This is a genomic window from Flavipsychrobacter stenotrophus (assembly GCF_002954265.1).
In the GTDB taxonomy this organism is placed as follows: domain Bacteria; phylum Bacteroidota; class Bacteroidia; order Chitinophagales; family Chitinophagaceae; genus Flavipsychrobacter; species Flavipsychrobacter stenotrophus.
Map to the genome: position 1 here is coordinate 52,726 of NZ_PPSL01000006.1, position 25,303 is coordinate 78,028.

At 43.1% G+C, this 25,303-nt stretch carries 26 protein-coding genes; 12 read left to right on the forward strand and 14 right to left on the reverse strand.

What is annotated here, in order from left to right; translation table 11 throughout:
• Positions 1-41: 41 nt before the first annotated feature.
• The gene (locus tag CJD36_RS18640) at positions 42-1,925 is read left to right on the forward strand and encodes a M1 family metallopeptidase (RefSeq protein ID WP_105040718.1); all 1,884 of its coding nucleotides are present in this window, start codon (positions 42-44) and stop codon (positions 1,923-1,925) included.
• Between the two features lie 374 nt (positions 1,926-2,299).
• On the opposite strand, the gene CJD36_RS18645 is transcribed toward CJD36_RS18640, so the two are convergent.
• From CJD36_RS18645 to CJD36_RS18660, 4 genes are all read right to left on the reverse strand, one after another.
• A complete protein-coding gene (locus CJD36_RS18645) occupies positions 2,300-3,154 on the reverse strand; it encodes an Ig-like domain-containing protein (protein ID WP_161499378.1) in 855 nt (284 codons plus the stop codon).
• Complete coding sequence (locus tag CJD36_RS18650; RefSeq protein ID WP_133162709.1) at positions 3,135-4,136, reverse strand: NHL repeat-containing protein; 1,002 nt, start codon at positions 4,134-4,136, stop codon at positions 3,135-3,137. Before CJD36_RS18650 ends, CJD36_RS18645 begins: the two co-directional genes overlap by 20 nt.
• Positions 4,137-4,979: 843 nt before the next feature.
• Positions 4,980-5,576 (reverse strand): hypothetical protein, encoded by a 597-nt coding sequence (locus CJD36_RS18655; RefSeq protein ID WP_105040721.1) that lies wholly within the window; start codon positions 5,574-5,576, stop codon positions 4,980-4,982.
• A gap of 56 nt (positions 5,577-5,632) precedes the next feature.
• The gene (locus CJD36_RS18660; protein ID WP_133162710.1) at positions 5,633-6,184 is read right to left on the reverse strand and encodes a hypothetical protein; all 552 of its coding nucleotides are present in this window, start codon (positions 6,182-6,184) and stop codon (positions 5,633-5,635) included.
• A gap of 210 nt (positions 6,185-6,394) precedes the next feature.
• On the opposite strand from CJD36_RS18660, the gene CJD36_RS18665 reads away from it, so the two are divergent.
• A complete protein-coding gene (locus CJD36_RS18665) occupies positions 6,395-7,633 on the forward strand; it encodes a T9SS type A sorting domain-containing protein (RefSeq protein WP_105040723.1) in 1,239 nt (412 codons plus the stop codon).
• Positions 7,634-7,695: 62 nt separating this feature from the next.
• Positions 7,696-8,052, forward strand: coding sequence for a DUF7674 family protein (locus CJD36_RS18670; protein ID WP_105040724.1), 357 nt, complete (start codon positions 7,696-7,698; stop codon positions 8,050-8,052).
• A 173-nt stretch (positions 8,053-8,225) separates the two neighbouring features.
• On the opposite strand, the gene CJD36_RS18675 is transcribed toward CJD36_RS18670, so the two are convergent.
• The 4 genes from CJD36_RS18675 to CJD36_RS18690 all read right to left on the reverse strand — a co-directional run bounded on the left by CJD36_RS18675 (position 8,226) and on the right by CJD36_RS18690 (position 10,749).
• Entirely contained in the window at positions 8,226-9,422 is a 1,197-nt protein-coding gene (locus CJD36_RS18675; RefSeq protein WP_105040725.1) for a hypothetical protein, read from the reverse strand.
• 11 nt (positions 9,423-9,433) lie between these two features.
• Complete coding sequence (locus tag CJD36_RS18680; protein ID WP_105040726.1) at positions 9,434-9,721, reverse strand: hypothetical protein; 288 nt, start codon at positions 9,719-9,721, stop codon at positions 9,434-9,436.
• Positions 9,722-9,762: 41 nt separating this feature from the next.
• Complete coding sequence (locus CJD36_RS18685; protein WP_105040727.1) at positions 9,763-10,377, reverse strand: hypothetical protein; 615 nt, start codon at positions 10,375-10,377, stop codon at positions 9,763-9,765.
• A gap of 72 nt (positions 10,378-10,449) precedes the next feature.
• On the reverse strand, positions 10,450-10,749 hold the full coding sequence (locus CJD36_RS18690) for a hypothetical protein (protein WP_105040728.1): 300 nt from the start codon (positions 10,747-10,749) through the stop codon (positions 10,450-10,452).
• Positions 10,750-10,955: 206 nt separating this feature from the next.
• Between CJD36_RS18690 and CJD36_RS18695 the strand changes: the two genes are divergently transcribed.
• The 4 genes from CJD36_RS18695 to CJD36_RS18710 all read left to right on the forward strand — a co-directional run bounded on the left by CJD36_RS18695 (position 10,956) and on the right by CJD36_RS18710 (position 14,085).
• Complete coding sequence (locus tag CJD36_RS18695) at positions 10,956-11,885, forward strand: hypothetical protein (protein ID WP_105040729.1); 930 nt, start codon at positions 10,956-10,958, stop codon at positions 11,883-11,885.
• Between the two features lie 112 nt (positions 11,886-11,997).
• The gene (locus tag CJD36_RS18700; RefSeq protein ID WP_145959416.1) at positions 11,998-12,639 is read left to right on the forward strand and encodes a hypothetical protein; all 642 of its coding nucleotides are present in this window, start codon (positions 11,998-12,000) and stop codon (positions 12,637-12,639) included.
• Positions 12,632-13,417: a sensor histidine kinase gene (locus CJD36_RS18705; protein WP_105040731.1), complete on the forward strand. Its 786-nt coding sequence runs from the start codon at positions 12,632-12,634 to the stop codon at positions 13,415-13,417. The genes CJD36_RS18700 and CJD36_RS18705 overlap by 8 nt, the downstream gene beginning before the upstream one ends.
• Entirely contained in the window at positions 13,414-14,085 is a 672-nt protein-coding gene (locus CJD36_RS18710; protein WP_105040732.1) for a response regulator transcription factor, read from the forward strand. Before CJD36_RS18705 ends, CJD36_RS18710 begins: the two co-directional genes overlap by 4 nt.
• A gap of 63 nt (positions 14,086-14,148) precedes the next feature.
• Here the strand turns inward: CJD36_RS18710 and CJD36_RS18715 are convergent, their stop codons facing one another.
• The 4 genes from CJD36_RS18715 to CJD36_RS18730 all read right to left on the reverse strand — a co-directional run bounded on the left by CJD36_RS18715 (position 14,149) and on the right by CJD36_RS18730 (position 18,007).
• Entirely contained in the window at positions 14,149-14,826 is a 678-nt protein-coding gene (locus CJD36_RS18715; protein WP_161499379.1) for a c-type cytochrome domain-containing protein, read from the reverse strand.
• A gap of 164 nt (positions 14,827-14,990) precedes the next feature.
• On the reverse strand, positions 14,991-15,395 hold the full coding sequence (locus CJD36_RS18720) for a hypothetical protein (protein WP_105040734.1): 405 nt from the start codon (positions 15,393-15,395) through the stop codon (positions 14,991-14,993).
• Positions 15,396-15,488: 93 nt separating this feature from the next.
• Entirely contained in the window at positions 15,489-16,004 is a 516-nt protein-coding gene (locus CJD36_RS18725) for a hypothetical protein (protein WP_105040735.1), read from the reverse strand.
• Positions 15,998-18,007 (reverse strand): TonB-dependent receptor, encoded by a 2,010-nt coding sequence (locus tag CJD36_RS18730; RefSeq protein WP_161499380.1) that lies wholly within the window; start codon positions 18,005-18,007, stop codon positions 15,998-16,000. The genes CJD36_RS18725 and CJD36_RS18730 overlap by 7 nt, the downstream gene beginning before the upstream one ends.
• 779 nt (positions 18,008-18,786) lie before the next feature.
• Here CJD36_RS18730 and CJD36_RS18740 point away from each other — a divergent pair.
• Positions 18,787-20,688, forward strand: coding sequence for an ABC-F family ATP-binding cassette domain-containing protein (locus tag CJD36_RS18740; protein WP_105040738.1), 1,902 nt, complete (start codon positions 18,787-18,789; stop codon positions 20,686-20,688).
• A 269-nt stretch (positions 20,689-20,957) separates the two neighbouring features.
• On the opposite strand, the gene CJD36_RS18745 is transcribed toward CJD36_RS18740, so the two are convergent.
• A complete protein-coding gene (locus tag CJD36_RS18745) occupies positions 20,958-21,125 on the reverse strand; it encodes a phosphatidate cytidylyltransferase (RefSeq protein WP_105041000.1) in 168 nt (55 codons plus the stop codon).
• 160 nt (positions 21,126-21,285) lie between these two features.
• Here CJD36_RS18745 and CJD36_RS18750 point away from each other — a divergent pair, with 160 nt between their 5' ends.
• Complete coding sequence (locus CJD36_RS18750) at positions 21,286-21,726, forward strand: type I restriction enzyme HsdR N-terminal domain-containing protein (RefSeq protein WP_105040739.1); 441 nt, start codon at positions 21,286-21,288, stop codon at positions 21,724-21,726.
• Here CJD36_RS18750 and CJD36_RS18755 read toward each other — a convergent pair.
• Positions 21,697-23,277, reverse strand: a complete 1,581-nt coding sequence (locus CJD36_RS18755; protein ID WP_161499381.1) for a S41 family peptidase — start codon at positions 23,275-23,277, stop codon at positions 21,697-21,699. The genes CJD36_RS18750 and CJD36_RS18755 overlap by 30 nt on opposite strands.
• A gap of 266 nt (positions 23,278-23,543) precedes the next feature.
• Between CJD36_RS18755 and CJD36_RS18760 the strand changes: the two genes are divergently transcribed.
• From CJD36_RS18760 to CJD36_RS18770, 3 genes are read left to right on the forward strand one after another with little or no spacing between them, the layout of a single operon-like run.
• Positions 23,544-24,752 carry a molybdopterin molybdotransferase MoeA gene (locus tag CJD36_RS18760; RefSeq protein ID WP_105041001.1) on the forward strand — a complete coding sequence of 403 codons (1,209 nt, stop codon included), beginning with the start codon at positions 23,544-23,546 and terminating at the stop codon, positions 24,750-24,752.
• Complete coding sequence (locus CJD36_RS18765) at positions 24,749-24,967, forward strand: hypothetical protein (RefSeq protein WP_105040741.1); 219 nt, start codon at positions 24,749-24,751, stop codon at positions 24,965-24,967. Before CJD36_RS18760 ends, CJD36_RS18765 begins: the two co-directional genes overlap by 4 nt.
• A gap of 38 nt (positions 24,968-25,005) precedes the next feature.
• Positions 25,006-25,257: a hypothetical protein gene (locus CJD36_RS18770; RefSeq protein WP_133162712.1), complete on the forward strand. Its 252-nt coding sequence runs from the start codon at positions 25,006-25,008 to the stop codon at positions 25,255-25,257.
• Positions 25,258-25,303 lie beyond the last annotated feature (46 nt).

Sequence of the window (25,303 nt, forward strand, 5' to 3'; positions counted from 1 at the left end):
TAAATATATTTTCCTACTTTTACGCCCCAATCAAAAACACAATGATCAAAAGAACTGCCCTCGTTTTATCTTCTCTTTTAGCGCTCAATGCATGTGAGCCTAAACCTCAACGAAATATTACCAATGTAGAAACTGCCACCAACAACATAGTGGCGAAAGACGTTCACACACAGTCTAATGCCAATGAGGTAACCCTCAGTCACCTGGATATGGACATAAAGGTGGATCTGGAGAAAAAACAGATAAGCGGTTGCGCCCTATGGACCATTGATAATAAGAGTAAGGTAAAGGAGCTGAAACTGGACACTTATGACATGATCATTGACAGCGTAGCGGTAGATGGCAAACAGGTGGCTTATAAGCGCGGTGTGGTAATACCTCACCTGGGCAGCGCACTGCATATACCTATTGAAGCCAACAGCAGGCAGGTAATGGTCTGCTACAAAACCGGACCCAAAGCACGTGCACTACAGTGGCTTGATCCGCAGCAAACACACGACAAAAAATTCCCTTTCCTCTATACGCAATCTGAATCTATCTATGCGCGCTCATGGATTCCCTGCCCCGATGGACCGGGTATAAGATTTACCTACACTGCCCGTGTTACCGTACCTAAGGGACTGATGGCATTGATGAGCGCCGAAAACCCGCAGCAGGTAAGCGATAGCGGTGTTTATCATTTTAAGATTGATGTACCCGTACCGGCATACCTTATGGCATTGGCCGTGGGCGATATTACCTTCAAAAGCATAGACAACCGCACCGGCGTTTATGCCGAACCGGGCATGATAGAAAAGGCCCGTTATGAGTTTGAAGACGTGGGTAAAATGGTAACCACCGCCGAAGGGCTTTATGGTCCGTACCGCTGGGGCAGGTATGATATGATAGTCCTTCCTCCGGGCTTCCCTATAGGTGGCATGGAAAATCCACGCCTTACATTTTGCACCCCTACAATCATAGCGGGAGATCGTTCATTGGTAACGCTGATAGCGCATGAGCTGGCACATAGTTGGAGCGGCAACCTGGTGACCAACGCCACATGGAATGATTTCTGGCTTAATGAGGGTTTCACGGTATACTTCGAGCGTCGCATTATGGAGCAAATGATGGGCCGCACCTATGCCGATATGCTTTGGGAACTCGGCTACCAGGACCTGGTAAAGGCAGTAGACGAAATAGGTCCATCAAGCAACGATACATGGTTGAAGTTATCTCTTGAAGGTCGCGACCCCGATGATGGCCTTACAGATATTGCTTATGAAAAAGGTTCATTATTGCTTGAATTGATAGAACAGAATGTGGGCAGGGCTAAGTTCGATAAGTTCCTTGCAGGCTATTTTAACGACCATGCATTTAAGACCATCACTACAGAAGAGTTTTTGAATTATCTCAATCAAAACCTTATCAATGGCGATACAGCCCTTATCAATAAACTCAACATCAGTGCATGGGTATATGGCCCCGGAATACCTGCCAACTGTCCGCGTGCCGCTCAGGAGCGCTTTACGAAGGTAGATGCGGAACGAGTTAAGTTTGAAAAAGGTGCAGTACCAGCTCAACTGGCCACTACCGGCTGGACCACGCATGAGTGGCTGCAATTCCTCCGCAAGATGCCGGCAACATTGTCCGTACCGCAAATGAAGTCGCTCGATGATGCTTATAAGTTTACCACCAGCGGCAATAGCGAGATAGCCGACCTTTGGTTTGTTATGGCCGTTCGTGCCAACTACAAGGCTGCCTACCCTGCCATGGAACAATTCCTGAGTACTGTAGGACGCCGTAAATTCCTGCAACCGCTCTACGGAGAAATGATGAAAACACCCGCCAACACCGAAATGGCCCGTCAACTCTTTATTAAATACCGTGGCAACTACCACCCGCTTGCCCAGGAAACACTGGATAAAATGGTGTTGGGCAAGAAGTAATTCAAAAAAAATAATCTCTATATAACGCAACCTGTGGCACACTTTGAAAGTGTGCCACAGCTATTTATGAGCAACCCGCACAGGGTCTGTTCGTTTTCGGTAAGTAACAACACTCGCTCATCACTCTTATTTTAAGAGGGCCCGATATTCGGCCGGCCCTTGGGCCAGTTGTCCAATGTCGAGCCTTCCCGCCGGTTCTCTTTGAGATACACTAACAACACACAGAAACAAAACACGTTCGTAGAGACGCAAGATTTTGCGTCTCCACAGCGGCAGGACAGAGCAGCAAGGTATCCATCACCAATGTTAGCCATTGTTGGTCTTCTGACCAACACACATCGGCCCGATTCTCTTTGAATACTTAACAACACACCCTACTCCTTCACCACACTATACACTCCTCGCTCACCACTACCATACTGCACCTGCAACAAATACACACCATTACTCAGACCCTCTATGCACAGCTCATTATCTCCTGCCTGTAGCCCACCATTCATCACCTGCCTGCCGGTTACCTCAAGCAAAGTATAAAAGGCATTAACCACACTACAATTCACATGCAAAACACCTTTTGCGGGATTAGGAAACAAATAGATTGAAGCCGTGTTTATATTGCTTATACCGGTATGATCTACAGTTACAATATGCCCGGCAGCCGTTACAGAATCATAGCAACCACCCGCTGGCACTATACGTGCGGTAATAGTATCTGTACTAGCACCTTTTACGTAGCTTACAAATGGTACTGACGTAGTTGCAAACACACTACCATGGTTCATCCAGCGGATAAGGTAGCTGCCACCCGCACCACTCACCGTGGCAGTAATGGTTACTGTTGCGCCAGGTGCTGCAGTACTTAGCCCATTAAGCGAAATAGTTGGTATGCCATTCGCAATGGTGGTTATATGTACAGTATTGCTGGTGTCAGTAAATGCGCCATTACAGTCTACAAGGCTTTGCACTCTGCAGTTTATGGTATCACCATTAGCAGGTGTATAGCTATAGGTAGCATTGGTGGCACCTGTTATCAGTGTACCGTTCACATACCAATTGTAACTTACTATACTATCTGCTCCGCTTACCGCTGCTGTAAGGGTTACAGCACTACCCACACATACGGTATCATTGGGGGCAGGTGTTATAGTGGCTACAGGTGCGGGTGCCATGCCCGCAAACCATACCTTACGCACACGGGCAGTATTAGCATCAGATATATAGATTTCCACAACCATCAAATGCTAAACCAATAGATTTACTAAGCTGTGCTGCGGTAGCAACGCCCCCATCACCACCAGAACCGTTTACACCATTGCCAGCAATAGTATGAATTATACCTAACTGATCTACTTTTCTTACTATGTGGTTTTGATTGTCAGCAATTATCAGGTTACCGGTATCATCTACATCTACGTCATAAGGGTCAATATTAGCAGTAGTAGCAGGAATATTGTCTCCATTATACGAAATACCTGCATTTGTGCCTGCTACTGTTGTGATAATTCCACCAGTATTGACTTTAAATATTCTTGAATTACCAATGTCTGCTAAGTAGATATTACCTGTTGTATCAGAACAAAGACCAAAAATTCCACCAATACTAGAAGTATCTGCTAGACCACCGTCACTACTATAGCCAGCTATTCCATTGCCTGCAAAAGTCGATATTATACCCGTTGGGCTTATTTTCCGCACTTTACTACTAAAGTATTCAGCAACGTATAAATTGCCATATTTATCGAAACAAATATCCTGCGGATCATTTAAAGCACTCGAAGTTGCAGGAATACCATCAATACCAGCTGCAAGAATGCCATTACCTGCTACGGTGGATATTATACCAGTTATTTTATCAATCTTACGTACCCTTGCTCCGTCATGCTCACATATATATAAGTTGTCTGCCGTGTCAAAAGCTATAGATGTCGGATGCTTTAGCATAGCTGTTGTCGCCAGTATACCATCTCCGTTATATCCAGCTGTTCCAGTCCCCGCAATAGTAGTGATATTTCCGGATATGTCTATTTTTCTTATTCTATTCCCTAGGTTTGATGCAATATAAAAATTTCCATATTTATCAAACGCTCCTTTGCTTGGATTAAGTAGTGACGCATTGGTAGCAGGACCGCCGTCACCCAAACTCGATCCAGAGCCAGCATACAACGTAATAATCTGCCCTGCACTTTTTTTCCCAAAAACAAACAACAACAAAACAGTATGATAAGTTGATAAAGATTCATATATACAAAGATACAGGGTCGGTTTATAATTTTTCTCAGTATATATACTGAGTATTTGTTTTTACTTGGTATTTTTTTGAACGTTTATAGCACTATAACAAAAAATATATGTCACTTCAAATAACCCCACCTAACCCATTGATCCACCAAAACTTACACCCGGCTATTCACAAAAATGTGGATATGTTTATTTGCACGTCACAAAATCACGCACTAATTTGCACCCAAAATGGGCACCTTGCCCACCGTTCTTTGACATCTATGAACCCCATCACACCAATCGTAGGGGCTGAAAATCTTCAGCCCTGTAGCAAAAACCTGCGTAACACATCTTCCTTATCCTGAAATCCTGACCATCCCGATTCAGACAAAATGTAAACCTATTTCGGGACGAGGCCCAACACACAAACAAACATTGGCGGAAAAAACTGCGGAAAAGTGCAGAAAAACTGCGGAAAAGTGCGGAAACTGGCGGTTTTGAAAATCAGCCAAAACTCTTTACAGATAAGGCTTCTGGCGGAAACTCACGAAAAAAAACTGCCGGAAACACAAAAAAACCGCCACTGGCGGAAATTGCCAACCTAATGCCATTCTGAGTTATTACCAACGGGTGCGGCTCCACATCTTGATCGCACCGCGAATGTCAGCAAACAAACACAGGGGTTATCTAACCAACTTGTAAACCTATTTCGGGACGAGGTAGTGCTACATCAGTTACCCAGGAAATGACTGGGTAAAGTGGGGCGCACTATATGAACAAAAAAAAACCTCCGGAGAATATCCGGAGGCTATGAAAAAATCGTTTATCGGTTACTTATAACTGCAATCCCATGTGTACGTTAAACTCTATGATAGATGCAGGGCCGGTAGCAAACATCAGCCTGTAAATGTTCTTCTCTTCTTTAGAAGCATCACTTATTATCGCGCATCCCTTTACACCCAGGTTCCAACGTATGAACAATACACCGTAGTTATACCTGCGGCCAAACCCTAAACCACCACCACCGTAGGCATTACCGCTCAGGTATTTCAGGTCTTTATCATAATTACCTATCAATATGCCACTCTGATCACCATAAATAGACAATTTACGGCTATCAAAACCAGCATCACCCAGCACACCTTTCAAGTACATGTAGTATTGGTGTTTACTTCTGGTTCTCATATAAAACTGCATCTCAGCACCTATCTGGTAACCAGGGTACGCACCGGTATATTTTGTATAAGAAAACACGTAAGATACGTTGCGGTTGCGCTCCTCAAACTGTCCGCCATACTTGGTGTACGCACTCAGCGGATTGGTAACGCCCAATGCTATCTTATAATGCCTGCGGCCGTACTCATCAACGCGCGCGCTGGCCACCTGGAACGAACATAAAACTATTAAACACAGTATATAGAGCTTTCTCATGAGATTTCCCGATTGAAACGTAAAACTGAATTAGATAAATGCGAAAATAAATTGGTTTAAAACTGGAAACCTAAACGCATGTTCAGATCTATGATCGCACCAGGGCCTGTAGAATAGAAGTACCTGAAACGCTCGTGATACTCATCCGGAAAATCGGGAGGAAGGAACACATACTTTGCACCAAGATTGAACATAAGGAAGAAATGTTTGTAGTTAAGCCTGCGGCCAATACCGGCACCACCGCCTACATAGTTCACCGGGCCTATTATCACCTTGGTCTTATCGTCAAGCAAGCTCAGTTTGCTGCCATCATAAGTAGCATCACCACCACATAACTTTACATAGAAAAAATTCTCGTGTTTCTTATATGTCTTAAAATACTTCTGATACTCAAACCTGAATTGCTTGCCTGCATAGATACCATTGTACTTAACGCTGCTTATCATCCAGGCACTCTGCCGTATACGTAACTCGGCACCACCACCATATTTGGTGTAGGCACCCAGCGGATTGGTAATATGCACAGCAAGTGTGTACTTACCGTCCTTAGCCATAACACCATTAAAGGTCATAAGGGCAATAAGTGTGACCAAAATAAATTTAGACATAATTGATATATTTACAGTAACTTAGTTACAATAATAATAGAACAAATATCTAAAAATTGTGTGAAATTTCAATGGTTTATAAAAATGAATTCTCATAGCTGAAATAATTCCGCTTTATATCCCTTAAATTCTGTGCAACACCACAAGGTTGCTTGCACAATTTGTTAGTAATTTTGTGCTGAGACGCTATCACAACTAAAATAAACTATTATGACAAAATTTACCCATTCCGCTTTAAAACTGTTTACAATCACATCATTGCTGTTTTCCTCACATGTTTATGCCCAGGAAAGTAACTGCAATACATTTATGATAGGCAACCATGTTGAAATGGGTGTCAACTGGAACGGTGCATTTGGAGCCAGCACTGCTCCACCGGTAGGCTCGCATGCCAATACTTCGGCATCATTGCACAACAGGGCCGTGTGCACCGGCGGATTATATACAGGCACATCGCTCGGCATAGTTGCCGACCCCGACCAGACAGGATGGGCTACCTACTACGGCGATTTTGTACTACCGGGCGGAGCCAAAGAAGGTTGGAGTATCATGTTCGACGGCAATCAGAAAAATGCATGGAACAGTGATGCTGCTACCCAGGACAGTATAAATAATGTGAGCAGTTATATATATTCCTACTCCGACACATTAGGGACTATTGAAACTAAAACACAGGCTGTATTTAACGGCATGTATATAACCCAGTGGATAGACCTCGACACATCTAAATTATTCTTTACGGTTAGTGTATTGATAGAGAACACCACACTTGGTACTATGGGCGACATGTACTACATGAGAAGCATAAACCCTCATAACGATCAGTCGATAACCGGCAACCCTAACACATGGAATAAGATAATGGCACAAAATCCCGATACCGGGAACAGGGCTATTGTGTCGGCTAAAGGAACAGTGCATAACAACGCCTTCCTGGCTATGGGTACTAAAGACGATAGAGCACTGGCATTCATTACTAAGCACAGTCAGTTACCGGATGCCAACACCCTTGACTATTTGTACGCTATAGATACTAATCTCAATTATACAGTCAATGACAGTGTGAATTCCAATGCCAGCATTGGCCTTATTTACCAGATCGGGCAATTGGTGTCAGGCGGATCATCTTACTTTACCTTCTTCTATGCCTTCCGCCCTGATGTCATAGATGACGCCATTTACAACAGCCACCTTGCTGTAAATAATGTAAAAATAACTGCCCCTCACTACCACGTTTACCCCAACCCTATTAACAACTCCTTTAAGCTGCTGGGCATAGAACAAGGAGACGTAGTAATGCTCTTCGATATGATAGGCAGGCAAATGGTATGCAATAAATTGGCGCCAAATGAATATGGTATCAGCGACATAGCAGCCGGCACCTACACCGTAATTATCAAAGACAAAAACGGCATGGTAAAAGGACGAGTGCCCGTTATGAAAAATTAACTTACGGCCGGTTGATTCTGGCATGCTTTTTACTACTGTATGTGTATTAAAAACCCACAACAATGATAGAGCAACAAGATCTTCCGGCATATATAGAACAATCGATACCCGAACTTTCGGGCATATGCAAAAGCGCACAATGCAAAAACCCTTACGACATAGCCCGGCAAATGATCCGCTACACCGGCGATCAACTAAAGGCTAAAAATGTAAATGCGGCTAAGAAATGTCTGGCACTGGCAGAAAACCTTTACACATCCGGTAGTAATGTGATAAGAAACGCTATAGAGAATGTTTTTGTGTATTCCTTCTCTCATGCATTCCTGCATGAAGAACAAAAGAGGCAAAACTTACTCTCCATGCTCCCCCAATCGTTATACACAGTGTATAGGAAGCAGGTAATAAACAGCCATTTGTGATCACTAACATTAAAACACAAAAATGGGAACCATAAATTTGGTTCCCATTTTGCTTTCCCGACTTTGAATAACGGACAAACCATTTAAAATATATCCCCATATATCTTTTTGCAGATCTGGTCTGACGGGGAACAGATCAACATCCGGCAGTTTATTTCAAAGCAGGAATAAGGTTACGGCATTAGTGCGCTGAGCGGTTCGGATATAACCAGCTGTGCGGTAAAACCATCTTTAAATGATGTCCAGCTGCCTTCTGTTGTAGTTACATACCCCAGCCTTACACCACTCTGCAGGTTATTGAGTAGTTTACCCTTGTCATCGCGCCCCTGTATAAAATAGAAAGGCACCTGGAAGTTGAGCAATTTGCGATCTATAGCTAACGTTACAGAGGGTGCAATAGCGAAGATGTTTTTGTCTTTTGCTCCATAGAAATTTTGCCTGTATTCTACCGCTACATTGTTAGTAGTACTTTTTTCCGGCTTGCCAAAAGAAAGGGTTTTCCCAAAGAAATTACCTGTTGTACCGAATGGCATGGTAAAATTAACATCATCTGCTGCACTATAGCTTTGGCTGTAGGTATATTTGAAAGATAGATAGCCCGTTAATTTAAAAGGATTTCCAAAAGTTTTTGTTAGAGATGCATTGATAGTGGGAGTGATGAAACTCTGTTTGATCTCTGCCAGCGCCACAGAATCTGTAGCATACGAGAACGAAGTCTTTGTAAAACTACCTGTCAGGGAAATGTACCATGGATTTCGTTTTGAAACCTTACTAAGTGCCTGTAAGATAGCCTTCTTATCATCGTCATCTCCATCACTAAATAGTTCCTGGATCGTCAAAGTCAATGTATCAATGTATTCTATCTTTTCACAACAACAGCTGTCATGTTTTTTATTCTTCAATTGTTTATTTTTCTTCTCTGCATAATCTCTCTTGACTTTGACAATAGCAATAGCATCAGCATCTGAAAATAAGTTGGGATTCCAAAAACAACGCTGTATACCAAAACCAACTGTCGTTCCCGGACTAACACCATTCAAATCGATAGGTGTAGCTTCCTTGGAATTTTTGCCTATTTTCTGATCTACAAACCCGCTCCACGTAAAATAATCTTTACCGGAGTGAACCAATTCAATTCTACCATTTGCACCTTCACTATAGGTCGATGACAAGTTGAAATTTGACAACATATTTGTTATTCCTCCACTGCCCCCCGGTGAAAAGGCTGCTCGTTTGGATTCAACTGACACAGCATTTTTCTCCTTATTCTCCTTTTTAGCCTTTTTCCCTTTTCCCTTTTTCGTTTCCTGCCCTATAGAGCTGACAACAGAAATAAGCAGTAACGACAACACAAATATTTTTCGTTTCATAAAAGTTGATTTTAAAGTGAAAAAATAAATACTCCGTCCGCACGCTCACCGGCTGCAAGATCTTTGTTTACTTTAAGTGGTGGAAAACCGGCATTCTCGGGGTCTACACTTGATTCTATATCATAATGGCCTCCACCACCGCCGGCAATAGCATGCCATTGATACACATAAGATACCCCCTGTAAGACATTGATCTCCCCTTGACCATTGTCCCGTAAACGCTGCAATAATGCGCCGTTTGTAGTGATAGTCACCACCAAATGGCAACCGTTTACGGATGTTTCTGTTTTCAGTTTCATAAAATAAAATATTAACGCCTACTCTATATACCCTTTTCGGCTTACGGGTGCGTGTTGTTTATGTCTTTATTTTCCTGTGTTTTTAAAGCCAGATAAGTGCTGGCACTCAGCCCGAGCAAGGCAAGGTTTTTAGGCTCTATCAGCGGCATAACGTGATCAATTACACTTTGGTCAACATCTGCCTTTACTTTTGCTATTGCCTTCCACACCTCATAGATAAACCATAACCCAAAGACGAAATTGAACAGTACAGCCTGTAACCTGTGTACGCTCACTCCTGTTTTGTCTGAGAGAATGTCTATGATAAAGCTCTCACCATTTTCATTTCGGCTGAGGTAATTAAGATTTTCGGTTGCAGCTGCAATATTACCATCAGATATATCGGTTATACGTGCCGCTACAGTAGTAAGCGACCCTATACCCAATAATATAAGAGTAGACTCCCACAGTGTAGGCACTTTGCCACCAGACAATACTGTGGCTACAAATGAGCTCATAACTATCCATGTCCACCATACCAGTTGTGTTCTGGCAAAACTATAGGGCTTCTTATCGGCAGTGCTGGCATCTTTAAGTAAGCCATACTTTACCTGCAGATATACAATTAAAGCCAAAATGCAAACCATTGTAATGATGAAAATAATCTGACCGTTCATAATTAAAGTTTTTCATTTGCCTACTCTTGGTCCCGTTTTCGGCTAACCGGTGTTGTTATTTTTTATATTTTTTCAGCTCGCTCCCTTATTCATTTTGTCAGTTCTGCCCAATAATAATTGTATGAATACCGCTGTATACTTTAGTGCACCCAGCACCTGCACAAAAGCTACCAAGTGATAGTGCCTGAGTAGCGCATAAGCACCTAACAGGCCATAGGAAAGCACACCAAGTAATAAAAAGGCAATCCTGCTTCGCCGGGTGCGCCCACCGGCATTTGCATTTTTCACTACAGCGGGAAAACTCACCGCTGTATACAATGCCATCAATATAGCCCCCGCAATACCTGCTAGTTCCGTTGTGTCAATATTCATAGGTATTACTATTGAGTCTTCATTGTAAAAGGCTAAACCCGATTACGATGTAAAGGTCTTCTTGATCAAAAAATTGCGCAACGGGAGTTTGTGCATAAAGACCCCGTGAGAAATCCCGTATTGCCAGGGTGGTTTTTCACGTACTTACTTATTATGATAATCAATTTTTTATGTGGAGTTTCGTACTTCATAAAACACACACAATTATGCTATACATCATTCAAGACAAACAGAAATCGCTTTCCCAGTTCAGCGAGTACATTGCAGGAAACAACAAAGCCCGGTCTTATTACAACAAGGGTATGATAGCAGATAGCTATGATGCCGCTGAACTCTTTAGCAGAGCAGCCACCCAACAACTGGAACTTAATCTAAAAATGTTTTATGGCTGCCTTGATACGTTCAGGCAACAGTACAATTCTTCGGCACACAACCCGGAATATAGTACAGCACTCACAGTAAACTGGGAAGATTTTGCAAGCGAGGTTGCAAAGCAGGTATATGGTATTATTGACTTAAAGGACACAGCATTAAAATTTATACACCGGTATAACAAAGCCAAGAACAGGTGGTTCCTGACGGTGCAGATATGTGAAATAACTACTACCGTGCCCGACGCGCAAAAGCCCAACGAGTATGAGCTGAACTGCATGGATATTTACTTCGACATAGCCGACACTAATTCGATCGAGATAACAGATACAAGGTTACTGGCCGGCAGCGTATATGATAGGTACTGCCCTAGTTACTTTAGTAACATATACTACAACAGGCAGCATGTTGATACTGCATTGAACGCCCATAGCGTAATAATGGCATGGATAGAGTTCGCTTATCTTTTTGACCATAACTGGTACGATAATAGCGACAGAACCAACACTTCACTATTCGAGATCTGCATTAACGCTGTTGCATCCCAACTGGATATGGATGATGACGACGATGCGCTCGTTCCTTACCCACATTGCATATCAGCACACCTTAAATACAATGGTGTTGACTGCCTGGACAATGATGATGTGGTAGCAGGCAATTTTTACAACCGGGCAGGCGACTTAAACACAATATGCCCGCCTCGTTGCGGCGTATATGCATGGCCAAGAAATCTTTCCCATGCATTGCCTACGCATCCTTAAGAGGGCGAATAATTGAAGATGACCTATTTTTTATATTTTTAATGACATTATAATCAAACTCCTTTGCAATTGTATGCAAAGGAGTTTATCTTTGAGAGACACTCTCTTCGCCATGTTATCGTATTATGTCATAATTCCTGTAATTAGTGCGTTACTGTGTATAGCATCGGGTATATTTTCATGGCACCATCTACCGGTATCTTTACGCCTGCTAATACTAGAGGCTTTTATCTCCATGACAGCCGATGCTGTGAACCCTTATTTAACCGGGTTAGGCTACCCCATTCATTATCCTTTTCTTCTTATAGATTTCCTGCTCATTATCTATGCGTCTTATTCATTGCTTCAGACAAAGATCAGGAGGTATATATATGCGACTTTACCCGCTGCTTTTGTTTTTATCTGGCTGATAACCGGCTATCATTTCGGCCTGAAAGAGTTGAACAGCTATGTGCTCACCGGCTTTTCATTACTGATAACGATCAACTACCTGGTAGTGCTATACAGCAGTGAGGTAGGGAGAGGATCAAACAAGCTTTCTGTGAGGCTTTTGTGCTTTTCATTCATTGTTTACCACTGTGGCACCTTCCCCTTATTTACATTGATAAAGCTGCTCATCAACTCCAGGATCAATATAACCATCATCGACATCAACACCGCTCTTGATACCACCAAATATCTCCTTATTGCCATTAGTTTATTGCTGTTAAAAGGCAATAATAGCTCAGTGTCATTAACACCTGAATATGAATGACAACTACATTATCACCGGCATCCTGCTAACCACTCTGCTGCTGCTATTATTGGTAGCGGGCATATTCATATCCATATATATAGCAGGGCGGCAGAAAATGGAGCAGGAAATAAAAATAACTCAATTGGAGCTTGGCTATGAGAAGGAACTGCGACAGGTAGAAACCGAAGTGAGCGAGCATATGATGGAGCATTTTGCACAAGAGCTGCATGACAATATAGGGCATACACTCACCTGCACGAGGCTGGCCATTGAAAACAAAAAACTGGATGAGCCGCAATTAGAAGACACTTTCAGCGCAATAGAAAATTATTTGGGTGAAGCACTGAACCAGGTAAAGCTTTTAAGCAGATCGTTAAATACAGATTACATAGCCAATATAGGTATAATAGCTGCCATACAGCTGGAAGTAAACAGAATAGAACAACTAAAAAAATGCACCATTCACTGGCAACCCAATGACCATGATGTAACCATGGACAAAAACAGGGAGCTGATGACATTCCGCATCTTTCAGGAGATCGTCAATAATGCACTGAAACATGCAAATGCCCGCAATCTTTTTATAACCCTTAACGGTGGTAACAGATTTGAATTAGAAGTAAAGGACGATGGAAAAGGATTTGACCGGGACCATATACTGGCAACACCTAAAGCATCGGGGTTGAAAAATGTGCTGAAGCGGGCAAAAATGGCAGGACTGGAATGCACTATTGAATCGGCACCGGGCCAGGGATGTCACTACAAACTGCGGGAAACCACTAAAATACCATCATGACGACAAACATAAAAGAGATAATACTTGTTGATGACCATGTGATCATACGCGAGGGTCTTAAAGAACTGATAGAAAAACTGGGGGCGTATAAGGTTACAAGACAATACAGCGACGGCTCAGAGCTAACAAATGACATACCGCTGATACCTGCGCCCGACCTGATAATTATGGATATATCTATGCCCGTAATGAACGGTGATGAGGTAGTGGCCACGCTGAGAGAGAAAGACATATTCATACCCATACTTATCCTCACACTTAGCCAGGACGAGAACAGAATAGTGCATTTATTTAGAAACGGGGTATGCGGCTATCTGAAAAAAGATTGCACAGCAGCTATGATGAAACAAGCTCTGGAAGAGATCTTCAGAGTTGGTTACTACCATAATGAACTGATGGTGTTTGCCCTGCAGACAGCAGAAAGAATGCCCAGGAAAACTCAGCAGGAACTAATACTGGAAAAACTATCTGTACGCGAAAAGGAATTTCTAAAGCTTATATGCCATGAGGACGAATATACGTACGACCAGATAGCGTCTTTGATGCATGTTCAACACCGTACAGTAGACGGCTACAGGCAATCGATATTTGAAAAATTCGGGATAAAGTCTAAAACAGGTCTTGTATTATTTATGCTCAGGCATCAGCTATATGAACAGCTGGGATAATGATGGCTGACAATAACATAATCATACGATTGAGTAAAAATCGACCACTTAACTGCACTCTGCCTAGTTATTCGGCGCACCTGCAGCTACCCACTTTCTTATTTGTGTTACCTGGCATGCAGAAAGTGAAGGCCCGCCTTTGGGCATATGGTTATAGCCTGCAGAATCTGCTACATCACCGATCAATCTGCCGGTAACTGCAGCGGTCATCACACTATTATAATCTACAAGACTACCACCCGATGCCGATGCTGAGTTGTGGCAACCAACACAGTAGAGCTGCATCATAGGGGCTATGCCGCCGCTGTAGGTAATATTGTTACTGTCGCAGTTGTTGGTACACGCACCACTATCTACCGCACCGGTCACTATCCAGCGTTTAATAACATCAAGCTGCGCTCCATTGAGCGCAGGTCCGTTTTGTGGCATCTTACCACCTTCGGTATTGCTGAGGGTCACAGACAACCAGATCTTGCTGGCAGCACTATTGCCGGGAACAATGCCCTTCTTCATAATATGGGCATAGTTATCCAGCACATAACCGCTCTCGTGAGATGCGGCATCATGGCACCCACTTTTGGCGCAGTTGGAGATAAAAATGGGTAATACATCCCGTTCAAAACAGATATTGGGATCATTGGTCCGCTGTGATTCCGGCATTACATAAGGCTGGTGCGTACATGAATATATTACTACCATTAAAACCAAAACAAATGCGGCAATCACACTTCCCTTATACATAGAACGATCAATTTTAAACAAGGTACGGATTATAACAACCATCCTAAAATGATTACTAATTGATTATCAATATTTTAACGTAAGGTGCAGCTTACCTGTTTTGGGTAAAAAAATGAGCGGCCCAATACGAGCCGCTCATTTTCAGAATTTAATTATAGATAGTGTTAATTGACAGTTACAGTGAGGCTAACAGTATTCTTTAACCCGTCTTTATTCACTACTGTAAAAGTGTAGTTTTCCGTACCAGCCTGGCTGCGGGTAGTAATAGAAACATCTTTAGAGTAGCTATCGCCATTAGAACCTGATAATGTTTCGCTGGTAAAACTGGCTGCTGCCGCACCATCGTAAGACCTTGAACCATCAAAGGTTTTCAGTACATCCTTATCTTCAGATTTAGATGCGTTGATACCTATCAAAACTGTTGTATCCTTGCTCAGGGTAACGTCTGAAGAAATATAAGTTGCGCCTGTCTTAAAAGCGATATTAGGCAGTTTACCTTCATCTTTATCGCATGAGGCAAACAACAGTACGGACATAACTATAGCTACAAAAGTGGTGAGTTTTTTCATTTTAATTTTGTTTAATGATTTGGAAATAAATAATTGTACACACATACCCACATCAGGTGGTCATGCAACATTTGTATCAAATAACAACAATTATTAACTCCACGGAGGGGGAATACTCACACCACTCACCCCATCTGCAAGCCTAGCATTGTGGTGTGTGAGAACAGTATTATCTACACGATTAAATACTATGTGGTTCCATAACACATGAGACTGATAAAATAAAAATACAAACGGCCATACCCTGTACTGCTCATTGCCTTGTATAGCGCCATGAGTAAGGTGTTGCACATCTGAATCTGAAAAAATACGCTCCCGGTCATCTCTCAATGCTGTAACTACTAAATGGTCATCCTCTGCTTTTATGGAAGCCACATCATAGTTAATACCATTGTACACCAGTTCATGCCCATCACGTATTCTCAGCTCTTCTTTGGCAATGATCAATTGCTCAAAAGCAGATGGATCCAGCTCCCTTTGCTGAATAATGTACGACTGGCTCTCCTTTACATACAGCTGGCATAGCGATAATATAAATGGCAGCATCACCTGCAGCACAGCTATACCTAATAATAAGGTCAGTGGTCGTATGTATGCTCTGTTTACCATTTAAAATCCTTCCTCAGCGACAACACTATGTTTCGGCCCTGGTTGTTCAGTCCGTAGTATTTGAGACGAGACAGATGATCGGCATATACTGTATTGGTAAGATTAGTGCCTGCTAATCCTATCTGCCAGTTGCCCGACACAGTGTTAATAGTGATACCCGAAGATAGGTTAAGCAAGGCATAGCTGCCGGTCATGGTCTCAAACTGCGCAGGCCTATCTTGTTTAAACACATACACCAACTCCGGCGCCACAAAAATCCTGGTTATTTTGCCGGTTCTGATCTTCTCATACCTTAGGGACGTGGTTGACTTGTATGCCGGTATAAACGGCAAGTAATTGCCATCGGCGAGTACACCGTTGGTAATAGCAAACACTTCTTTCAGTTGCCACTCCTTCTTACCCGCCGGAGTATAGGTGCCGAAGAATTCACCGCCGTATATGAGCGCGCCCTGCTGCTTGTACCTGTAAACAGGAAAGCCGTAGAACTTTTCAGTGGTGGGTGTGAGGTATACATAATTAAAGAATTGATTGTAGTAACCTGATGCCCCGGCAGCCCAGCTACCTTTATTTACCAACACATCAATATCAGTATTCAGGTTCTGTTCTATCTTCAGGTTAGGGTCGCCGATCTCATACCTGTATACTCCTTCGTGCAGCCCATTAGACGACAGTTCCGCAAGGTTGGGCGATCTGGAACCGGTAGATGCATTAAACTTTAGATTAACACCGTCGGCAGGCATATACACAGCGCCCACCATGCCATTGCCGGTAATGTTATTACGCGTAAATGGCTGTATAGCCTCACCCGGAATATTAAGGCTTCTGGTCGCTATAGTGTGTATGTATTTACTATTGATACCCCCACCCGCTTCTGCAATAAATTTATTGCGTGTCCATTTTAAATAACCGGCAAGATTCAACTCCATAAATGAGGCATCGGGGATAATGATGCGGCCACCGTAATTGGTATTATTCTCAAAGGTGAGTTGCTGATTGCCGGTAAAGGATAAATTCTTACGCAGCTGTTTTTCCCATTTAAGGTTTTGCAATGCCGAGAACAAATGCATGTTCAGGCTTATCTGCCCTGCGCCCTCATCTTCCATGCGTATATTAGACTGCACACCGGCATTTAGCTGCAGCCGGGAGCTTTTCAATTGAAAGGTATTCTGACTATTGAACAGGTTAAGCACCACAATGTGGTGCGGGCCATTCATACCCCGCTCCCACCTACCATCAGGTGCAAATGAGGAACTGAGGTCTTCCATAATAAAGCCAAACTTGTTGAGCGAAAAATTAAAGGTGTTCTCTTGTGTCCAGTTCTTTCGTTTAAAGCCCATACCGGCCTTCAGGTAATACCCCTGATTGCGCGAATTGAGCACCCTGGCGCCCTTGCCATCGCTATAATCGGCGTGATTCTCCAAACCCAGCCTTACCCGCCACCAGCTATCTTTATGCCGTTTACTGATACCCGCATCGGTAAGTGTGCCGCGTGTATTGGCAAACAGCTGTGTACCTATATCGGCCTTATAACCCTCTGCTACAGGTTTCTCCTCTATTACATTGATAACGCCACCCATAGCATCTGAGCCATATAGCAATGATGCGGGGCCTTTTATTATTTCTACCCTATCTAGACCTATCTGCGAAAGCCCCAACCCATGTTCATCCTGCCACTGCTGATTATCGAACCGCAGACCGGAATATAACACCAATATACGATTGCCATATAACCCACGTATAACAGGCTTGGATATAGAATTACCGGTGCTCATTTGTGAAATGCCAGGCATTTTAGCCAATGCATCAGACAGGTTAAAAGGAGCATTATCGCACATCTGCTGCCTGCTGTAGCCCTCTATATTCAATGATGTGGCCGCCTTATTATTGGATTGAAAGCCGCTGATCACCACATTCTGCAGTTGATGTGATGTATCTGGGGCAACAGTATTCTGTGCACAAACAGTATTAGCAACAAGTAACAAGAAGAGTAAACAATATTTCATAATAATATGTCGGGCCATTGCTGTTCCGAAAGCTAAGGTAGGAAAGGTTTTTAAGTAATGGGAGATCAACTAAGCTATGCCAAGAGTTTATTTACACCTTCGAAAAAACTCACCTGCCTTTTTGCTCCCATATCAAGGGGCTCCTACTAGTGTGGATCACTGCAAAAACCTCGACAACGCCCAACACTTCATCTAAAGTAAAATGAACAAGAAATGGAAACTTTTTGATTCTCGTGCAACGAACATTGGCGTAGCGAATTGAATAGCCGGGAGCATTTGATTTGAGACTGTTGATTTGTTGCCTTACTTGCTTGTGGAATCGTGTACCCAAACCTGAAGATTATGAATTATACCAATCTGTAGCATACTGAATATCATCCAGCGCAGAATCGTCTATTGCAACCTGGTAATTAACCATTTTAAGGTCTCAGTTTTTTAGACGCCGAATCCCAATTTTTAAGTCGACCAGGATCTTGCCGAGCCTTTTCAATCCGACTTAGTACCAAATCCTGATGTTCCTGTGGAATATCGATATCCCCATCCCATAAAGCATCGTTGATCTGTAGTTTCTCCTTGGGTGACAATTGTTTAATCGTCTCAACTAGTTGCTGAAAACTCATATTCACGTTAAGATGTACACTATTGCTCATAACACTGCTTCAACGGCAATTATATTATTTCCGCCTTTTACAAATATACAAAGTATTAAATCTACTACATAAACCCACCATTTTTTTAACTTTCATCCCCTTTTATAAAAACGTACCTTTGCCGCCTATATGCATTACGTTTCAGCAGAAAATATCAGTAAGAGTTACGGAATAAAACAATTATTTGAGAATATTACCTTTCACATAAGTGAGGGAGATAAGATAGCACTGGTGGCCAGAAATGGTACCGGCAAAAGTACCCTGCTGAAGATACTGGCAGGTAAGGACAACGTAGAAAGCGGTACGGTATGGATACATAAAGATGTGACCGTGGCCCTTTTCGACCAGGATCCTCAGTTCGAAGAAGACCTGACCGTACTCGATAATATATTCCACTACAAACACCCGGTATCTGAGGCCCTGCGTAAGTATGAGCGGGCTATGGACAGTGCCGAGCAAGACCCTACCGAAATAGGTGAAGCACTGGCACTTATAGACGAGCTGGGTGCCTGGGAGTTTGAAGGTAAGGTAAAGGAAATATTGGGCAAGCTCAATATCCACAACCTCGACCAGAAGGTAAAATCCCTATCGGGTGGTCAGCGCAAGCGTGTGGCATTGGCGCAGACACTTATAGATATAGGGTTTGAGCACAAGCACGTGCTGCTGATAATGGATGAACCTACCAACCACCTGGATGTAGAGATGGTAGAGTGGCTGGAACACTACCTGAACCAGGAAAAAGTGACCCTGCTGATGGTAACCCATGATCGCTACTTCCTGGAAGATGTGTGCGATGAAATATGGGAGCTGGACGACAACAAGATATACACTTATAAGGGCGATTATGCCAACTTCCTGGAGAAGAAAGCGGCCCGTATAGATAACCAGCTTGCCAATATTGATAAGGCTAAAAACCTTTACCGTAAGGAGTTGGAGTGGATGCGTAAGCAACCTAAAGCAAGAACTACCAAGTCTAAAAGCCGCCAGGATTCATTCTACGAAACAGAAGCTAAGGCTAAACAGAAAGTGGTAGACCTGCAGGTGAAGCTGGAAATGCAGATGAACCGCCTGGGGGGCAAGATAGCTGAGCTGAAGAAGGTTTATAAGAGCTATGGCGATAAGGTAATTCTGCGTGGGTTTGACTATACTTTTAAGAAGGGTGAACGTGTTGGTATCATTGGCAAAAATGGTGCGGGCAAGTCTACCTTCCTGCAAATGCTGCAGGGCCTTGAAATGCCCGACAGCGGCAAGATAAACATTGGTGACACCATTATCTTCGGTAACTTCTCTCAGCAGGGATTAGAGATAAAGGAAGATATGCGTGTAATAGAATACGTAAAGAATATTGCTGAGCATTTCCCGCTGGCGGGTGGTGGCTCAATAAGCGCATCGCAGTTCCTTACATTGTTCCTGTTTCCGCCTGAGCAGCAGTTTACCTATGTATCTAAGCTGAGTGGTGGTGAAAAGAAGCGCCTGCAGTTATTGGCCGTGTTGTTCCGCAATCCTAACTTCCTGATTCTGGATGAACCTACCAATGATCTTGATCTCCCTACCCTATCAGTTCTGGAAAATTTCCTGAGCGATTACCAGGGATGTTTACTCATTGTATCACATGACAGGTACTTTATGGACAGACTTGTAGACCACCTGTTTGTATTTGATGGTGAAGGTGTGGTGAATGACTTCCCGGGCAACTATTCTGAATACAGGTTATCATTGAAATCGAAGGAAAAGACCGGTACGCAGCTAAGCGGAGAAAGCAAGCCTGAAACTGCAGAACCTGAAGTAGCAACCAAACCTAAAGAAGCAGAAAAGAAGAAATTCTCATTTAAGGAAAAGCGTGAGTTTGAGATGTTGGAAAAGGATATGGCCACTCTTGAAACGGAGAAGACCACTATAACAGCTAAAATGGCCGATGCCAGTCTACCTTATGATGAGCTACTAAAACTGGGCAATCGCATCACCGAGATCACCGGCATACTGGAAGAAAAAGAATTGAGGTGGCTGGAATTGAGTGAGTATACAAGCTAAAAGACTCATTCAAAAAAAATAGTAAAGGTCGAAGCACTGCTTCGACCTTTTTTAGTGACCAAGAAGGAAGCGGTATACTATGAGGTGAAGCGAAACCTTCAACCAAAGCTGCAATTACGGGCGTTTCAAACGCCGACGAGCAGAGCAGAGTGAGTATACCAGTTGATCAATTATTTAAGAAATGATAAAAACTAACCAGGCCGATCATTAATGACCGACCTGATTTATGTTAGTCTTACATAGACTTTCTAGTCTGTTGTCGGGAACATTTATCTGCCTCCGCCTATTCGGGCGATCAGGAAGATAATGAGTCCTATTATGGCGACCACGATAAAGACACCGACACCAACGCCTGCTTTAAATATGTCTCCTACTATCTGGCAACTGCTCAGGCCAAGTATTATTGCAGCGAGCAAAAAAATCTGTAGCTTTTTCATGGTTATTTTTTTAAATAATGGGTTGTTATCTGATTTTGTGTACATCTGATAATAAAAAAACTTCGTGCCAATAAAAGAAAAAGCGAGTGAGTAGATTCAGTGTAGTGACTCTGCGTATATTTCCCTACATGATTTTCTACAACTACATTTGCAGAACTATATGATAACCATAGATTTTACACAACTAGAATTAAAACTGAAACAAGCCAATGGCAAAACGTCAGTTTTTGACCCCGTGCGTAAGAAGTGGATCATACTAACACCGGAAGAACATGTGCGCCAATATATTGTGCAATACATGCTACAGGTGCTGCGCTATCCTCTTGCGCTGATAGCGGTGGAAAAAGCGATACTGGTTGGGAAAATGAGTAAGCGGTTTGATATAGTGGTTTACAACCGAGATCATAAACCGTGGCTACTTGCAGAATGTAAAGCACCTGAAGTACCTGTGACAGAGCAGACATTGCATCAACTATTGAACTACCAGCAAACCATACAATGCAGATACTGGTTGCTTACCAACGGCCACCAGACCTTTTGCGCTGACTCTGGAAACGGCGGTATAGAATGGCTACTCGCTCTTCCCGCTTATAATATCTGAGTACTCCCCTTCGTCTAGCAGCTCAAGTGCTCTATTAATGACATTGTCATCTTCTGCCAGTACCGCATAGTACCCGTTGTCTTTAAACAAGAAGCGGGCTATCTGCGCTCTTATGTGGGTTTGGAAATACTTTCTGTTAGCCGGCCTGCTGAGTTCTTTTCCCACTTTGCGGCGAATCAGGGGATTAACTGATGCGAGGTAACCATCAATTATTTTATCCTCGTCATCGAATGAGTTGAGGAAAGTCTGGATATTCCTGTATTTGAGCTTAGATCTATGCGTAAGGAAATAATCCCAGATGGCTGTTTTTAGTCCGGCGCTTGCTATACGATTGCGCATATCTGCGGAAATATGCATGGTATCATAGGGCACGTAAACGTCGGGTTTTATGCCGCCGCCGCTATATACGACCCTGTGATTAGCTGTGTAGTATTTCGTGGTATCTACCAATACAAAAAGATCTTTCCCCGTTAATTCACCCGATTCAAAACGCTTCTCATAATCGGCCTGGTAAGCGGCACGGCCTTTTGCAAATGAGCGCTGAATAGAGCGACCGGAAGGAGTGTAATATTTGGCAACTGTTAACCTGAGTTCGGAACCATCACCCATCTCATATGGTTCTTGTACCAGTCCCTTTCCGAATGACCTGCGACCAACTATAAGTCCCCTATCCCAATCCTGCACCGCACCGGCCAATATTTCGCTGGCAGAGGCAGAGCTTTCATCCATCAGAATGATGACCTTACCCTTTTCAAATAAACCTTTGAGGTTAGCTGTGTATTCTGTTTTAGCAGCATGAGTGCCCTGGGTATAGACAATGAGTTTATTGCCGTCTATAAGCTCATCGGCAATCTGTGTGGCCTGATCCAGGTATCCACCCGGGTTATCGCGCAGATCAATAATGAGCTGCTTAGCACCATCATTCTTTAACCTCTTCAGCGCATCGGCAAACTCTTTGTGGGTGGTAGCACTAAAGCGGTTGATCTTGATCATGCCCGTAAATCTATCGAGCATAATGCCGGCATCGACGCTATACAAAGGAATAAGGTCCCGCGTAATGGAAACCTGTTTAAGCGCAGGTGAGAAGAAGTGCTTTATGGTAAGAGAAACATTGCTTTTTTGCTTGCCTTTGAGCATATTGATGATGCGGGACGAAGTGATATTGACGCCTGCCACCACGCTATCGCCCACCTTGATCAACTGGTCGCCCAATTCAATACCCACCTGACTGGCGGGCCCTTTATCAATTACAGAAGTAACTTCAATGGTATCACGAACAATGGAAAATTCGACGCCGATACCTGAGAAACCACCCTCCATATCGTCGTTAATATCCTGCATATCTTCTGCCGGTATGTATACTGTATGGGGGTCGAGGGATTTTAGGATACCTGAAATTGCGTCTTTGTACAGGTGGTCTCCGTTTATGGAATCGACATATTTTTCATTTATCAGGTCAATCACCTGCTCCAGACGGTCGTTGCGCTCCACAACAGTATTGATATCACGTTTTCCACGCAACGAATCGCGCAGATTGAAACCTAATACCATACCTAAAATTAAAATGAGGGAAAAAAGGAGTGGCATCCAAGCCTTACCCTTTCCCCTTTCAGTTCCTTCCATCTAATGAATCCTTATGCAAAAGTAAACCATAGTTAAATAGAAAAATAAACGATTAATCCACAAGTGTGCTATGGATTGTTAATAAAGTAATGCCACGAAATAGTTGTCTGAACCAGGATTTATAGGATTAAAGGAAATACAGGATGCCAGTTGTAAGGCATAAACCCATTTCCTGTAAATTTGATGGATATATTATGATAAGCGTACAGGAAGCAGAAGAAATTATACTATCGCAGGTAAGAGATTATGGTGTTGAGGAAATACCATTTGAAGCAGCATTCGGACGTGTACTAGCACAGGACATAAGGTGCGACCGCGACCTCCCAGCATATAACCGCGTTACGATGGATGGTATAGCCGTAAGTTACGCTTCCATAGAACAAGGTGTTACTGCATTCCGCATAAGGGCTACACAAGCGGCGGGAGATGAGCCTATAGAAATTGACGAACTTACTGACTGTATAGAAATAATGACCGGCGCAGCTCAGCCGATAACTGCTGATACTGTAATTCCGTATGAGCAGATAACCATTGACAATGGTATAGCCACACTTGCAACGTCGACCATTAAGATGGGGCAAAATATACACTTTAAGGGCAGAGACCGCAAGCAAAATGACATCGTAACACCCTTCAATTCGCTGATAGATGCCGCTGTAATAAATATAGCAGCGACAGTGGGCAAAGTAACCATGGCAGTACGAACCAGACCACGTATATTGATCGTATCTACTGGCGATGAACTGGTGGAGGTGGATGAGACGCCTGCTGATTATCAACTGAGAAGATCAAATAGCTTTTCCATACAGGCAGTGCTGCAACAACATGCACTTGAGGCCGATATGCTGCACTTACCCGATGAACCGTTCACCATAGAAAACGAAATAACAGAAGCACTGAACGAGTATGATGTGCTGATATTCAGTGGTGGTGTTTCCGCGGGAAAATACGACCACGTACCAAAAGTGCTCGAAGAAGTGGGTGTTCATCAACTATTCCATAAAATAAAACAGCGCCCAGGCAAGCCCTTCTGGTTTGGCGCGCATGATGACGGGCAGTTGGTATTCGCATTTCCCGGCAACCCTGTTTCTGCCTTTATGTGCCTGCACAGATATTTTGTACCATGGTATAAGCGTACAATGGGAATGGCGGACGACCGTAAAATTTATGGTGTACTTAACGACGATGTGACCTTTACACCGGCGTTACAATACTATATGCAAGTGAGCCTTGACTTTAATGAGCAAGGACAAATAGTGGCAACACCACTGCAAGGAAATGGATCGGGGGACCTGGCCAACCTATTGGAATCAGATGCATTTATGGAGTTACCTGCCGATAAGAGCGAGTTTAAAAAAGGGGAAGTATATAGGATTTGGGTGTTTAAGAACGTTTTGCAATGAGCAAGAAACTAAAAGGCGTTCTGATAATATTATCGGTAGGGATAGCGTCGTTCCTTTTCATGTATTTTGCAATAGCCTATAGACCACCTGTCCAAAAAACGGCTGGATATCTGTATGATGTGAGAGATTCCATAATGCAAGCGGCTGTTTGGAAAGTCATAAAAAATGATTCAAATATTAGCGTTCCGCCAAAAGAGATGCTTATGGCGAAGTAAATTACTACAATGACTCGACCCACTTTATCAGCATGACGATGAAAGTAGGAGCAAACAAGGAATATCAATATACATTGATGTATTATGGAGATAGTGCTTTTCGAAGGACAAGCACAGTATCAGAACTGTTTATTCATGATAGTCATGACCCAACAAGACCAACTAAGGAGAACCACAATTTGCTCTTTACGCCCAAAGAAGATACTATACTCATTAACGCATTTGAGCGGCATTTTATAGGTAAGCTGGATAAAGAATTGGAGATGGGGCATACGAAGGAGATAAAGTGATGTGGTGAAGTGGTGAAGTGGTTGTCTGAATCAGAATGGGCGCTTG